This is a genomic window from Paraburkholderia heleia NBRC 101817, assembly GCF_000739775.1.
GTDB lineage: Bacteria > Pseudomonadota > Gammaproteobacteria > Burkholderiales > Burkholderiaceae > Paraburkholderia > Paraburkholderia heleia.
Genome location: NZ_BBJH01000026.1, coordinates 24,956 through 38,994 on the forward strand (window position 1 = coordinate 24,956; position 14,039 = coordinate 38,994).

10 protein-coding genes are annotated in these 14,039 nt (G+C 64.3%); 4 read left to right on the forward strand and 6 right to left on the reverse strand.

Annotation, left to right across the window (positions count from 1 at the left end; all coding sequences use genetic code 11):
• The first annotated feature begins 17 nt into the window (after positions 1–17).
• Positions 18–809, forward strand: coding sequence for a 3-hydroxybutyrate dehydrogenase (locus tag BHE01S_RS21670; RefSeq protein ID WP_042267539.1), 792 nt, complete (start codon positions 18–20; stop codon positions 807–809).
• A gap of 116 nt (positions 810–925) precedes the next feature.
• Here BHE01S_RS21670 and BHE01S_RS21675 read toward each other — a convergent pair whose 3' ends face one another.
• The 4 genes from BHE01S_RS21675 to BHE01S_RS21690 form a co-directional block, all read right to left on the reverse strand.
• Complete coding sequence (locus BHE01S_RS21675; RefSeq protein WP_042267541.1) at positions 926–3,886, reverse strand: bifunctional diguanylate cyclase/phosphodiesterase; 2,961 nt, start codon at positions 3,884–3,886, stop codon at positions 926–928.
• Positions 3,883–5,127, reverse strand: coding sequence for an ABC transporter substrate-binding protein (locus tag BHE01S_RS21680; RefSeq protein ID WP_245639825.1), 1,245 nt, complete (start codon positions 5,125–5,127; stop codon positions 3,883–3,885). The genes BHE01S_RS21675 and BHE01S_RS21680 overlap by 4 nt, the downstream gene beginning before the upstream one ends.
• A 339-nt stretch (positions 5,128–5,466) precedes the next feature.
• Positions 5,467–6,702 (reverse strand): MFS transporter, encoded by a 1,236-nt coding sequence (locus tag BHE01S_RS21685; protein ID WP_042267545.1) that lies wholly within the window; start codon positions 6,700–6,702, stop codon positions 5,467–5,469.
• Positions 6,703–7,093: 391 nt separating this feature from the next.
• Complete coding sequence (locus BHE01S_RS21690; RefSeq protein WP_052406041.1) at positions 7,094–7,696, reverse strand: porin; 603 nt, start codon at positions 7,694–7,696, stop codon at positions 7,094–7,096.
• Positions 7,697–7,971: 275 nt separating this feature from the next.
• Between BHE01S_RS21690 and BHE01S_RS21695 the strand changes: the two genes are divergently transcribed.
• The 3 genes from BHE01S_RS21695 to BHE01S_RS21705 all read left to right on the forward strand — a co-directional run bounded on the left by BHE01S_RS21695 (position 7,972) and on the right by BHE01S_RS21705 (position 10,903).
• Entirely contained in the window at positions 7,972–8,742 is a 771-nt protein-coding gene (locus BHE01S_RS21695; protein ID WP_042267546.1) for a GntR family transcriptional regulator, read from the forward strand.
• Positions 8,743–8,835: 93 nt separating this feature from the next.
• Positions 8,836–9,882, forward strand: a complete 1,047-nt coding sequence (locus BHE01S_RS21700; RefSeq protein ID WP_042267547.1) for an aromatic ring-hydroxylating dioxygenase subunit alpha — start codon at positions 8,836–8,838, stop codon at positions 9,880–9,882.
• A 64-nt stretch (positions 9,883–9,946) separates the two neighbouring features.
• The gene (locus BHE01S_RS21705; RefSeq protein ID WP_042267548.1) at positions 9,947–10,903 is read left to right on the forward strand and encodes a PDR/VanB family oxidoreductase; all 957 of its coding nucleotides are present in this window, start codon (positions 9,947–9,949) and stop codon (positions 10,901–10,903) included.
• Positions 10,904–10,925: 22 nt separating this feature from the next.
• On the opposite strand, the gene mhpT is transcribed toward BHE01S_RS21705, so the two are convergent.
• Both mhpT and BHE01S_RS21715 read right to left on the reverse strand, forming a co-directional pair.
• Complete coding sequence (mhpT, locus tag BHE01S_RS21710; RefSeq protein ID WP_042267550.1) at positions 10,926–12,155, reverse strand: 3-(3-hydroxy-phenyl)propionate transporter MhpT; 1,230 nt, start codon at positions 12,153–12,155, stop codon at positions 10,926–10,928.
• A gap of 87 nt (positions 12,156–12,242) precedes the next feature.
• Positions 12,243–14,030, reverse strand: coding sequence for an acyl-CoA dehydrogenase family protein (locus BHE01S_RS21715; protein ID WP_042267553.1), 1,788 nt, complete (start codon positions 14,028–14,030; stop codon positions 12,243–12,245).
• Between the last annotated feature and the right edge of the window lie 9 nt (positions 14,031–14,039).

Consider the following 14,039-nt stretch of genomic DNA (forward strand, 5'->3'; position numbering starts at 1 on the left):
GTACCAGGCCCTCACTCATGCCTCTCCTCAACACGCTCTCCCTCGCCGGAAAAACCGCCGTCGTCACCGGTTCGACCAGCGGCATCGGTCTCGGCATTGCGACGGCGCTGGCGCGCGCAGGTGCCAATATCGTCGTGAACGGTTTTGGCGATCCGGCGGCCGCGCTTGCGCAAATCGAAGCGGCCGGCGCGCGCGCCGTGCATCACAACGCGGACATGAGCCGTCCCGCCGAGATCGAAGCCCTCGTGGCTTTCGCGGCAAGCACGTTCGGCGGGCTCGATATTCTCGTCAACAACGCGGGTATTCAGTATGTCGAAACGATCGAGAACTTCCCGGCAGAGCGCTGGGATCAGATCATCGCGATCAATCTGAGCGCGACGTTTCACGCGACGCGCGCGGCGCTTCCCATCATGCGCGCAGCGGGTTGGGGACGCGTGATCAATATCGCTTCGGTACACGGGCTCGTGGGCTCGGTCGGCAAGTCGGCCTATGTCGCAGCCAAGCATGGCGTGATCGGGCTCACCAAGGTCGCCGCGCTGGAGACCGCGCGCAGCGGCGTGACCGTCAATGCGATCTGTCCGGGCTGGGTGCTCACACCGCTCGTGCAGAAGCAGATCGACGATCTGGCCCGCCGCGAGGCAATCTCCGTCGAAGACGCGACGCTGAAACTGCTCGGCGAAAAACAACCGTCGGCAAGCTTTGCGACGGTCGAGCAAATTGGCGGCGTAGCGGCGTTTCTGTGCTCGGAGGCAGCGAACGAGATGCGCGGCGCCGAGCTCAAGGTGGACGGAGGCTGGCTCGCGCAGTAAGCGTGGCGGCGGCGGGCGAGCGACGCGGGTTGATATGTCGTCAAGCCAACGCGTCAATCGCGCGCCTTTCGGTTCGTGGCGCAGTGAGTCGATACGATGCTGGCGGCATCGATTCGTTAGCTATTGCTTCGCCCCTGCTCGCCAGCCGCCCCTTCTGCGATCAACGGCCAGACCAGATGTTCGAACGGCTCCGGCGCGACGGGCATGGAGTACAAATAGCCCTGCGCGAAATCACAGCCCATTGATTTGAGAAAATCCCGTTGCTCGACCGTTTCCACGCCCTCGGCGATGACCTGGATGCCCAGCTTGTGCGCAAGCACCACCATCGCCTCGCATAGCACCTGATTGTTTTCGTCCACGCTCAGGTTCTGGACGAATGAGCGATCGATTTTCAGGTAATCGATGTCGAAGCGTTTGAGATAGGCCAGCGAGGAATAACCGGTCCCGAAGTCGTCGATCGAAATGCCAATGCCCGCAAGACGGAAATCGAGCAGCCTCTCGTCGATATGCGATTCAGCCTGCAGCAGCAGCCCCTCGGTAATTTCCACCACCACGCTCTGTCCCGGCATGCCCTCACGATTGAGATAGTCATGCCACCTCGCGCCGAGCGTGCTGTCCTGGCGGACCTGCACCGGCGACATGTTGACACTGATCTGGAACGACGGATCGTATCGCTCGCGCCATAGCCGCGCCTGTTGCACGGCTTGCCGGAACACCCAGTCGCCAATCGGAATGATCAGTCCGGTATCTTCGGCGAGTGGAATGAATTCCAGCGGGTTGATCATGCCCCGCTCGGGATGCAGCCAGCGTATCAGCGCCTCCGCTTTGCGGACCTGGCCCGTTGCCAGATCGACGACTGGCTGATACAGCAGCCGAAGCTGATTGCGAGGAAGCGCTGCACGCAGGTCGCTCGTCAGACGCAAGCGCGTTTGCGCCTCCAGTTGCATGTCGGGCGTGAAGTAACTAAAGCGATTGCGTCCGGCATTCTTGGCCGCATACATGGCCTGGTCGGCGTTCTTGAACAGCGCGTCGAGTTCGACGGTGTCGTCGGGGAAAACGGTGACGCCGATGCTTGCCGAAATATAGACCTCGTCCGCGCCGAGTTTGAATGGCTCGGTCAATCTGCGATTGATACTGCGCACGGTCTGTTCGACCGCTTCCATGTCTTCGAGATCGGGCAGGATCACCGTAAACTCGTCGCCGCCCAGTCGCGCGACGGTGTCCAGATTGCGCACGCTTGCGCTAATGCGGCGCCCCGCTTCGATGAGCAGCACGTCGCCGCGGTCGTGGCCCAGCGAGTCGTTCACTTCCTTGAAGCGATCGAGGTCGATCAGCATCAGGGCCACGCGCCTTTGCGAACGGCACGCGAGCGCGGCCTCTTCGGTGAGACGATCGTGAAATAGCTGCCGGTTCGGCAGACCCGTCAGCGCATCGAAATTGGCCTGCTTCCAGATGGTGGCCTCGAACGCCATCCGGTCGGAGAGGTCGCGACCGACGGCGAGCACGGATGTGACATAGCCGGAGCGATCGATCTCGGGCGTGATGCGAATGTGAGTACATTGCTCCTGCCCGTCCTTTCCCGCCCACCGCAGTTCGAACTGCGCACTTTTTGCCGTCGCGATGACTTCGGCGATCTTCCTTTCGTAGACCAGCGCATTCGCACCGCCGGGGAGCTCCGAAGGCCGCTTGCCGAGGGCGGTAGCGAGATCGCACCCCGCCGACGTGCAAAAGGCCGGATTGGCGAAGGTGCGGCGCAGCTCACGGTCATATCGCGTGATCGTATCGGGCGAATTCTCGATCAGCGTGCGCGCCTCCCGTTCGCGGGCAACGAGTTCCGCCGTTCGGTCGACGACAGCCTGTTCGAGCGATGCATTGATTTCGTTGATCTTGTGGATCTTCTGCCTGATCGCCGTGCGCATGCGCTCGAAACGCTGCGCGAGGCGCGCCAGTTCGTCCGGTCCGCCGAGCGGGCCCGCCCCTTCCGTGCCGCCGTCCTCGACAGCGCCGGCATCCTCGCCCGTGTCGTGCATCCGTCGCACGAGGTCGCGCAGCGGCGCCGATATACTGTTCGAAATAAAGTAGGCGAGGAAAATGGAAAGCAGGAACCCGGAAATGCCGACCACCACGATCTGGTTGCGTACGGCCTGTGCCTCCGCAGTGAGACTCTGTTCCGCGATCGTGCTGACGACGAACCAGCTCGTGCCGGGAATGCGTGCGTAGGCAGCAAGAAAATGCCCGCCGCGTTTTGCGGCGAAATTGACGAACCGGCTTGACTCGCCCGACAGGCGGTGGCGGGTGATATCTTCAATGAGGCCAGGTTCGGGCGTGGCGCCCGCGCTGGGCGACGACGCATTATTCGGGACGACGATGATCTTGTTGTCGCTCGCATCGAACACGTAAATTTCGGTCCCGCTGCCTGTCGCGACGTCGTTGAAAATCGTCGAGAAATATTCAGGGCGAACGACCAGAACCAGACTGCCGAGCTTCGTGTTGTCGCTCTTGTTGTAGATGGCGCGCACCATGCCCAGATTCTGCTGGCCGACCCCATCGTCGTAGCTGCCCCAGTAGGTGCGTTCCTGCGACTCTTGCGCGACGCCGACGAGCGCCGTCACCCCCGTAGTCAACTGCGCAAACGCCTGCGTATCCAGAATCCGGTCTTTCTGGTCGAGAAAATATTTCTGATTGATGAAATCGACCGACCCGTAGTGCTCCAGCAGCAAACGCGTCATGTCCTCACGCGCCTCGCTCTGCTCCCTGGCGCCGCCGCTTGCCGCTCTCGCCAGCGCGTCCTGCACCCGGTCCGAAAGTACGAGAAGATTGCTTTCCGTTTCGATTTGCTGCATGCGCAGCCCGACATTTCTCGAAACCTGCCTCACGACCTCTTTCGAAAAGATCTCCGCATTTTCCTTGATCGCCGCGACCGACTTCACATAGGAAATGCAGCCCGAAATGATAATGGGCAGCAGCGCCAACAGAATGAAAGCGCCAATCAGCCGATAGCGAATTTCGACGCGTCGAAGCAAATCCTGGCAAAGGTAGTCGAAAGCGCGTCGCAGCCGCGCGGAGATTGCATTCATTTGTAGTGCATCTTCGCTTCAGTCTTGACCGAGATGTCCAGGCGCTGCGCAGCCTGCCTGGGCGTGATTTTCCTGAGCAGTACATCCTGCATCAACTTGTGCACGAGCTCAATCGTGTTGGAAGGAAGCGACGAATAATAGGGGCTTGCCGTGACCGGATAGCGGCTGAGCGCATTCGTGTAGTCGACGATCTCCACGTCGCTCACCACGGTGCCCATGCCTTGCTGAAACGGCGAAACGTTGTGGCGCTTCCTCTGAAGAATCGGGAATCCCTTGCCGGCGATGAATTCCAGGAAACGCATGGCCGCGGCCTTGTTGGGCGTTTCGCAAACGGCAAAGCCCGTTTCGCTGCCGAGCACCGGCACGACGCGTTGGCCGCGCGCGTTCCAGGGCGGCACGAACACTCCCACCGAGAAGTCGTTTCCACGCAGCATGAGGCCGGCGGACCAACTGCCCTGGAATGCCATTGCCACCTTGCCCTCCCTGAAAAGGCGAATGCCCTCGTCGTATCCCGTCGTCATAAACGATGGCTGGGCGTAACCGCGTGCGGGAATCAATGCGATCCTGGCGAAGATGTCGGCTACCGCCGGCGTATCCAGGTTCAATGTGCCGTCCGCCATCCTCTCTTTCCAGTGCGGTTCGCGCGCGACCACATTGTTGGCAAAGCCGGACGCGAATGGTCCGTTGCCGAGCATGTTCGGAAAGCCGCCGTTCCACATCACCGGAATCATTCCCGCCTGCTTGAGCCTGGCGCATACCGCCAGGAATTCATCGAAATTGGTGGGCAGCGTATCGATACCGGCCCTGGCGAACATGGCCCGGTTGTAATAGATCATCGTCGTCGCCACGCCGCCCGAAATGCCGAACCCCTTGCCGTCGCGGCTGGTCCAGTCGGCCTTGAGCGGGTCCAGCATGTTCTTCCATGCGGAGCTCTGGCGGACATCGGCAAGCACGCCCTGGTCGGCCAGCTCAGCGGCATAGGCGTTCGGATTGATGCTGACGAGGTCCGGCAGCGTGCCTGCCGCCACGCGCGGCTTGATGTTCTCCTCGACCGAGTTGCCGACCATGAACTGCACGTTCACGTGCAGATCGGGATTGAGTCTGTCGAACTCGGCGGCGATCTGGAGCATCTCCTCCGGCCAGTCCGGCGCCCAGATCAGTGCGGTGATGGTGGTCCGTGCCGGCGCGGCCTTGCTGCTCCGGGCGCCATTGTGCGGATCGCAACCCAGAAGCAAGAGCATGCCGATCAAACCGGGCAGCAGCCAGGTCAACTTGATTCCGTGCACGTAACGCTCGCTTTCAGTTCGGGAGTGGCGGACCCCGCGGAACGCAGGAGAACCCCATTGCATATCGGCCGAAACCGGGCGTCACTTGAGGGAGACGCGTGAGCCGGGCTCGCGCGAATTGCCGAGCGCCTGCGGACGAACATTCATTCCCGCTCACAAACGTTAGCGTGGTGCTGTGCGCTAACGTGGTGCATGGGTATCAGGTCTCTTTGCGCAGACCCGGAACACGCGTACCCATTTCGCGCCACACGGTGCGGCGAACTCGATGGCTCGCCGCCTTGCGTCGCTCCCGTTTCAGTCGAGCGACGGGCTGCATTCGCAGTCAAGCGCCGCGGCCCGCGCCGGCCGCTCCATGGCCGCAAGCCGCTGCAACGTCACCAGTCCGAACACCGCGAGCGCGCAGCCTAGCACCAGGTCCGCGCGTATGCCCGCACGGTCCACGATCGCGCCGCCCACCGACGAGCCCAGCGCAATCGCCACCTGGATCACGCTCACGAACATCGCCGAGCCCGCTTCGGCCTGATCGGCCGTGCCGCGCTGAATCCACACGGAAAAGCACAGCGGAATCGCGCCGAACGCGACGCCCCACATCAGCATCGCCGCGATTTCGCCAATGCGTGCGTGGTCGAGCAGAATCATCGCCGAGATCGCGCACAACAGCAGCGCCGTCATCGTCGCCACCGCCGACTTCAAGCGCGTGGCGACGAACGCCGAAGTCAACGCGTTCGAGAAAAAGCCGATCACGCCGAATGCGAGCAGCAGCAGCGTGATCGCGCCCATCGAAAAGTCCTGCTGAAGCAGCGGTGAAATGAAGGTGTACGTCGAAAAATGCGCGCCGAACACGAGCGCGACCATCAGCATGCTCAGCCGCACATGCGGGCGGCGCAGCAGCGTGACGAAATCGGCAAGACGCAATGCGGCGGCAGAAGGCAGCGACGGCACCAGCAGCGCCTGGGCAATCAGCGCGAGCGCGACGAGGCCGCCCGTCACGAAAAACGACATGCGCCACGACGCGAGCCCGGCGATAAACGTGCCGACCGGCACGCCGATCACCGTCGCGCAGGTCACGCCGGTCAGGATGATCGCCGTGGCGCGCGCGGCGTCGCTCGTATGCACGAGTCGCCCCGCCGCTGCGGTCGCGAGCGTCCAGAAGCCGCCGAGCGCCGCGCCGAGCATCGCGCGGCCCACCAGCATGAGCGCGAAATCAGTCGAGAGTGCGGAGACGATATTCGATGCGAGCAGCATGGCCGTGAGCAACAGAAAGACCTGCCGCCGGTCCATGCGTCCCGCAAACATCATCAGGCCCGGCGCGAAGATCGCGGCCATCACACCCGGCGTGGTCACCATGAGGCCAGCGGTGCCCGCCGTCACGCCGAGATCGCGTGCGATCTCGGTGAGCAAACCGACCGGCAGGAACTCGGACGTCACGAACGCAAAGGCGCTGATCGCCACGGCAAAGACGGACAGCCACTGGCGCAGCGTCGTCTCTGCGAGCGGCGCGGGCGCGAGATTGGGAGAACGGTCGTTCATGTTTCGATGACTGTTTTGTGTGTGGCGAATAATAAAAGCCATTGTTCGGCAATTTCGCACCAAAAAATGGGGAAAATCGCCGTTTAAATGGCCAATCAGGAATAGCGTTTAAATTAACATTAAAAAAAGGACCGCGTGTGACCCTGCGATTGGCGGGGTCGACAAGAGGGTTATGAACGGAATGTGCGGTGACCCGCTGCGCGCCGCGCCAGCGGGGAAAAGATTATGTCACTTCAGCCCCGGAAAAATAAACGTTATTTTTCCAGGGACAAAATACGCATCGATTTGATGCTTATGCCTGGCGCCCGGATAGCAGGCTGAAGGCGCGCCGCGACGCGTTACCGGAAAACCGGTATGTCGTTTCAAGCACGGCGCCGGCAAGCGCCTGAGTTTAGAAGCGCGTCTGCACACCCACGCATGCGATGAACTGATTGGGCCCGCTCGACGTGCCATCGGGATCGAGCACGCCGCTGATCAGCGCCTGCGCCCCTGCGTTGGTACGCAGATACACGGTCTCCCCACAGACGACGGTACACCTGGACAGGAAGTAATCGACGATAGCGGTGATCTGTTGGGCGTGATTGTTGTCGAGGTACGCGTTGCCCTTCATGTACATGTAGTCGGCCCCAATCGCCCGAGCCGGCGCGAGCAGCCAGTTCGCGCCCACCTCGGCCTGAGCGATCGCGCCGCCGTTGCAGGTGTTGCGCACGGTCGTCACGAGCAGCGTCGCCATGACCTTGCCGAAGTCGTAGTGCGCGCCCACCCCCCAGTTGCGAATGCCGACATCGGGTTCGCCATCCTCGACGTATTTTGCCTCCGTAGACGCCGCCGCCATGCCGTACGCACCGTTGGTGTAATTCGCTCCCGCGCTGACGGTGTTGCCGCGTCCGAATGCGCCCGGAATACCGCCAAAGCCGTACAAGCCGCCGAAGCTGAATCCACCAAACTTCGGTGATTGATACTTGACCGGGTTCCCGACCGTGGCGCCGGCCATGCGGTCCCAGTCGAATTGCGGCGCGAAGGGCGGATTGCCCGGAATTCCGATCTTCGCGAACGGCCCCGCGCGGAAGTTTTAGAAGCCCAACTTAATGACCCCTGATGTACACAATTTACCTTTGCATTCGGCTTGCCCTTACACGTTTACCCGGATTTTGGCGTTGGTTTGATTGATTTTTCCAGATGCCTGTATACAATCCGTACACAACACGACGCGACCAGCAGATTGCATTCGCGCGCCATTCACACCCGTTTCCGACCACGCCCATACGCATGAACGGCATCGACGACACCCCCGCCAGCACGCGCGCCGGCTCCGCCGCTTCGCAGACCGTCAAAGCCCAACTCGGGCTGCGAGAACTGATACTCGGCGGCGAACTCGCGCCCGGCGAGCGCATTTCCGAACTGGGCGTGGTAGAGCGCCTTGGCGTGTCGCGCACGCCGGTGCGCGCGGCACTCATGCGTCTGCAGGAAGAAGGGCTGCTCGAACCGATTCCGAGCGGCGGCTACGCCGTGCGCTCGTTTTCGGAAAACGAAATACGCGACTCGATCGAACTGCGCGGCACGCTCGAAGGGCTGGCCGCACGCCTTGCCGCCGAACGCGGCATTACCCATTCGATGTTCCGCGACCTGCACGATTGCATCGACGAGATCGACGAACTGCTCGCAGGCGAACTGAGCGAGGAAACCTTCTCGCGCTATGTCGAAGCCAACGGCCGTTTTCATCGCCTGCTCGCCGCTGCTTCGGATAGCGAAGTCGTTGCACGGCAGATCGAAAAAGTCGCGACGCTGCCGTTCGCCTCGGCAAGCGCATTCGTGGTCGTGCAGTCGCTCGACCCGCGTGCGCGCGAAACGCTGATCGTGGCGCAAGCCCAGCATCGCGCGGTGCTCGAAGCGATCGAAAGCCGCGAAGGCGCGCGTGCCGAAGCGCTGATGCGCGAGCACTCGCATATCGCCCATCAAAACCTCAAGCGCGTGCTCGACAATCAGCGCGCGATGACGAGACTGATTGGCGGCAACCTCATTCGCCGCAATCCGCGCTAGCGACGTGCGGCGCCCTGGCTTGACCTGAACGGCGGCACGCGTGCCGCCCCCCACCCTGAACAAAGGCGCAACGAAGCGCGCTGGAGGAGACGTATGTTCCTGAAGAACGCATGGTATGTCGCGTGCACCCCCGATGAAATCGACGGCAAGCCGCTTGGCCGGCAAATCTGCGGCGAGCGCATGGTGTTCTGGCGCACGGCCGATGGCGGCGTCGCCGCGCTCGAAGACTTCTGCCCGCATCGCGGCGCGCCGCTTTCGCTCGGCACCGTGCGCGAGGGGCACCTGGTGTGCGGCTATCACGGCCTCACGGTGGGCGCGGGCGGGAAATGCGTGAGCATGCCGTGCCAGCGCGTAGGCGGCATTCCGTCCGCGCGCAGCTATCCCGCGGTCGAACGCCATGGCTTCATCTGGGTGTGGCCCGGCGATGCCGCGCAGGCCGACCCCGCAACGATCCATCACCTCGAGTGGGCCGACAATCCCGCGTGGGCCTACGGCGGCGGCCTGTATCACATCCAGTGCGACTACCGCCTGATGGTCGACAACCTCATGGACCTCACGCACGAAACCTACGTGCACGCCTCGAGCATCGGCCAGCCCGAGATCGAGGAAGCGCCGCCCAGGACCACGGTCAACGGCGACGTGGTCACGACCAGCCGTTTCATGCACAACATCATGCCGCCGCCGTTCTGGGCCGCGGCGCTGCGCGGCAACGGCCTCGCCGACAACGTGCCCTGCGACCGCTGGCAGATCTGCCACTTCTCGCCGCCCAGCCACGTGATGATCGAAGTGGGCGTGGCGCACGCGGGCAAGGGCGGATACGACGCCGAGACGCGCGACAAGGCGTCGAGCATCGTCGTCGATTTCATCACTCCGGAGACCGAAACGTCGATCTGGTACTTCTGGGGCATGGCACGCAGCTTCGCCGTGCACGATCAGGCGCTCACCGAAACGATCCGCGCGGGCCAGGGCAAGATCTTCGCGGAAGATCTCGACATGCTCGAATCGCAGCAGCGCAATCTGCTCACGTGGCCCGAACGCCGCATTCTGAGCCTGAACATCGATGCGGGCGGCGTGCAGTCGCGCCGCGTGCTCGACCGGTTGATCGCCGCCGAGCGCGGCGCGCCCGCTACGGCTGCCTGACCGACCTGAAGCCACGGCCGCGTGCGCACGCGCGGCCGCCCTCCTTCTCTTGCCCCAACGCATCATGAAAGTCACCCTTCTGCGCAAGATTCCCCTAGCCACCGACATCTGCGTTTTCGAACTGGCGAGCGCCGACGGCGCGCCGCTCCCGGCGTTCGAGGCGGGCGCCCATATCGACGTCCACGTCGATGGATTCGTGCGCCAGTACTCGCTTTGCAACCGCCCCTCCGAAGCGGGCGCCTACCGCATCGGCGTGCTGCGCGACGCGGCTTCGCGCGGCGGCTCCGTCGCGATGCACGCGCTCGAAGCCGGCAGGATCCTTGAAATCAGTACGCCGAAGAATCATTTCCCACTCGACGATCGCGCCACGCAAACCATCCTGCTCGCGGGCGGCATCGGCATCACGCCGCTCATGGCCATGGCCGAGCAGTTGCGCGAGCAAGGCCGCACATTCGAGCTGCACTACTGCGCCCGCGACCCGCAACGCGCCGCGTTTCGCGAGCGGCTGGCCGAAGCGGGCTTCGCGGAGCACGCACGCTTCTATTTCGACAGCGAGGGAGCCGATGCCCGCATCGACCTCGCACGGGTGCTCGGCGCGCCGCACGACGGCAAGCATGCCTACGTATGCGGCCCCGCGGGCTTCATCGAAGCCGTGCTCGGCGCAGCGGCCAACGCGGGGTGGCCCGCGCAGAACGTGCATCGCGAGTACTTCGGCGCCGCTCAGCCGTCCGCAAGCACCGACGCCGACGCCAACGGCGCTTTCCAGGTCACGCTGGCGAGCTGCCAGCGCGTGTTCGACGTCCCGGCCGGGACATCGATCGTCGAAGCGCTGCGGGCGGGCGGCGTCGAGGTGCCGGTCTCATGCGAGCAAGGTATATGCGGCACCTGCCTCACGCGCGTGCTAGCCGGCGAGCCGGACCATCGCGATCTTTATCTGACCGACGAGGAGCGCGCCGCAAACGACCAGTTGCTGCCGTGCTGCTCGCGCTCGCGCACGCCCATGCTCGTGCTCGATCTCTGACGCTTCGATGCGGCGCCGCGCGTCACGACGTGCGCGCGCGCCGCACCGCGAGCAGCGCCGCGAGCGCCGCCACCACCGTGACCGGCACGCTCGCGCCAATCACCGTCGTGGCGCTCGCGCCGCCCGCCAGCAATTGCCCGGCCGCGAGCGGACCGACGATCGAACCCACGCGGCCCACCGCTACAGCCGCGCCCACGCCGGTGCCGCGCATGACGGTGGCGTAACTCGCGGCGGAAAGCGCGTACAGCATCGACTGTGCGCCCACCACGCCCATGCCCGCGAGCAGCACCGAAACGCAGATCCAGAACAGATTGTCCGCGCCCGCGAGCATGAAGAGCGAAATCGCAATGGCCGCGTAGACAGCCGCGACGACACGCCCGGGCTTCACGCGATCCATCAGCACGCCGATGCCAAGCACGCCGATCACACTGCCGACGTTGAAAAAGATCTGCGTGACACCGGCCTGGCTGCGCGTGAGGCCGCGGCTCACGATCAGCGAGGGCAGCCAGTTGAGCAGAAAGTACAGCACGATGAGCGTGCAGAAAAAGCCGATCCAGATCTGCGCGGTCACCCTGGCGCGGCCCTCGCCGAACAGCACGCGCCACGTGGGCGGCGGGCCGCCCTGCGTGGACTGCGCGCGGCTCGCGGCGGCCTCATAGGCTGCGGATTCCGGCAGGCAAGCGAGAATCAGCGGCGCGACCACGAGCGGACCGACGCCGCCGGCGTAAAAGATATGCCGCCATCCGGTATCGCCCGCACTGAGCACGCCGATCAACGCCGCAAGCGCCCCGCCGAGCGGCATGCCGCAATACATGATGCTGACCGCCGTATTGCGCAGCCGCGGCGCCACGGCTTCGGCCGAGAGCGCGATCAGGTTCGGCATGGCGCCGCCCAGGCCGATGCCGGTCAAAACGCGCGCCGCCAGCAGCGAGGCGAAGCTCCACACGTGGGCAGTGAAGATCGAGAACACGCCGAACGCCACCATCGAGAGCAGCAGGACGCGCTTGCGTCCGATGCGGTCCGCGAGGCGTCCGCCGATCATCGCGCCGGGCAGGAGCCCCAGCATGCCCGCGCTGAACGCGAGCCCCATCTGGCTGACCGAAAGACCGAACTCGCGCGCCATGCGCGGCGCGGCAACCCCTGTCGATTGAAGATCGACGCCCTCCAGCACCGCCACGATCAGACACAAACCCAACACCCATGCGGCGCCCGCCGCCGTGCGGGCGCCCACCTGCGTAGTCGATGACGACACGTTGCCTCCTCGTTTTGTAATGGAATGCCGCGGCCTTTCACCGCGCCGGCACTAGTTAGTTAGCCTAATCTACGTGCTGAAAAATTTTCAAACGTGCAGTAGCGGAGCGCGGCAGCCCGCTTCGATGAGCCGCAACCGGTGATCGAACGCCGCGAGCGGGTAAGCGAAGAAGTAACGCGCTGTGGTGAGCTTGCCGGCATAGAACGGATCGCCGGCGGGTGCGTTCGACGCGATACGCAGCGTTCGCGCCCATGCGAATGCGAGCAGCAGCCAGCCGAGGAGCGCGAGGTAGTCGTCGGCTACGCGGTAGGGCAACTCGCGATCGTCGGCACTGCCCTGCCCGATTTCACCAGTGATGCGCTGCACGTCGGCAGCCAGCGCGTCGAGCCGTGCGCCCGCGCCGTTCAGCGCCGGATCGCCAGATGCCATACAGTGCGCCGCCTCCGCCGTGACATGCGCCAACAAGGCGCGCAACGCCTCGCCGCCATCGCCCAGCACCTTACGCACGAGCAGATCGATGGCCTGAATTTCGTTCGTGCCTTCGTAAAGCATGGCGACGCGGCTGTCGCGCACGGTCTGCTCCACGCCGTACTCGTGAATGTAGCCGTAGCCGCCGAACACCTGTAGCGCACTCGACGCAGCCGCAAAGCCATTGGCGGTGAAGAACGCCTTGGCGACAGGCGTGAGCAGCGAGGCAAGCTGCCTGGCCGCCTCGCGCTCTGTGGCGTCGGGATCGCGCGCGGCCACATCGAGCCAGTAACCGGTCCAGTAGCCTATCGCCCGCTCGCCTTCCACGGTCGCGCGCAAATCGAGCAGAATGCGCCGCATGGCCGGATGAAACGCAATCGGCGCGGCCTTTCCGGGCTCGCCTTCGTAGTGCGCGGGCACGCTCACGGCGCGCATCTGCGCGCGCTCGTGCGCGTAGGCATGGGCGCGCTGCGCGGCAAGCTGCGCGTGGCCCACGCCCTGCATCGCCACCTGCAGGCGTGCCGCGTTCATCACCACGAACATCGAAGCGAGGCCGCGGTGCGGCTCGCCTATGAGCCACCCCAGCGCCTGCTCGAAACGCATCGAGCAGGTCGGGCTCGCCTTCAGACCCATCTTTTTCTCGATGCCTTCGCAATGCACGCCGTTACGCACGCGCTCGCCGTTCTCGCCCAGGAACCATTTCGGCACGAGGAAAAGCGAGAGACCTTTCGTCCCCGGCGGCGCGTCGGGCAGACGCGCGAGCACGAGGTGCACGATGTTCCCGGTCAGATCGTGATCGCCACCCGTGATGAAAATCTTGCTGCCGTCGATACGCCACGCGTCGTGCGCCGCGTCCGGCGCCGCCCGCGCGCGCAGCAGCGCGAGATCGCTGCCCGCCTGCGGCTCGGTCAGGCACATTGTCGTGAGCCATTCGCCGCTTGCGATCTTCGGCAGCCAGTCGCGCTTGAGCGCATCGGAGCCGTGCGCCATCAGGCACGCCGTCGCGCCGTGCGTGAGGCCGGGCGACATCAGCCACGCATGATTGGCCGCCGCGAGCATTTCCTGGAACGCGACTTCGAGCAGTTGCGGCAAGCCCTGACCGCCCGCGTCGGCATCGAGCGCGAGCGTGGGCCAGCCTGCCGCCACGAAGTCCGCATATGCCTCGCGAAAGCCCGCTGGCATCGCGACCTCGCCGCGCTCGAAGCGGCAACCTTCGAGGTCGCCACGCGCGTTTAACGGCGCGATGCGTTCCATTACGAATCGTGCGGCTTCTTCGAGCACCTGCTGCGCCGTCGCGCTGTCGAGGTCTTCCCATGCGGGAACGCTGCGCCACCACCCCGGCGCGTCGATCCATTCGTCGATCACGAAGCGCATGTCGCGCAGCGGAACCTGATAGTCGAGACTCATCGTGACCGT

Bases quoted from the DNA above. Each gene is read 5' to 3' on its own strand.
- BHE01S_RS21700 (WP_042267547.1), top strand. From the start codon at position 8,836: ATGTTCCTGAAGAACGCATGGTATGTCGCGTGCACCCCCGATGAAATC.
- BHE01S_RS21690 (WP_052406041.1), bottom strand. From the start codon at position 7,696: ATGGCCGGCGCCACGGTCGGGAACCCGGTCAAGTATCAATCACCGAAG.
- BHE01S_RS21670 (WP_042267539.1), top strand. From the start codon at position 18: ATGCCTCTCCTCAACACGCTCTCCCTCGCCGGAAAAACCGCCGTCGTC.
- BHE01S_RS21680 (WP_245639825.1), bottom strand. From the start codon at position 5,127: ATGCTCTTGCTTCTGGGTTGCGATCCGCACAATGGCGCCCGGAGCAGC.
- BHE01S_RS21675 (WP_042267541.1), bottom strand. From the start codon at position 3,886: ATGAATGCAATCTCCGCGCGGCTGCGACGCGCTTTCGACTACCTTTGC.
- BHE01S_RS21695 (WP_042267546.1), top strand. From the start codon at position 7,972: ATGAACGGCATCGACGACACCCCCGCCAGCACGCGCGCCGGCTCCGCC.
- BHE01S_RS21715 (WP_042267553.1), bottom strand. From the start codon at position 14,030: ATGAGTCTCGACTATCAGGTTCCGCTGCGCGACATGCGCTTCGTGATC.
- BHE01S_RS21705 (WP_042267548.1), top strand. From the start codon at position 9,947: ATGAAAGTCACCCTTCTGCGCAAGATTCCCCTAGCCACCGACATCTGC.
- BHE01S_RS21685 (WP_042267545.1), bottom strand. From the start codon at position 6,702: ATGAACGACCGTTCTCCCAATCTCGCGCCCGCGCCGCTCGCAGAGACG.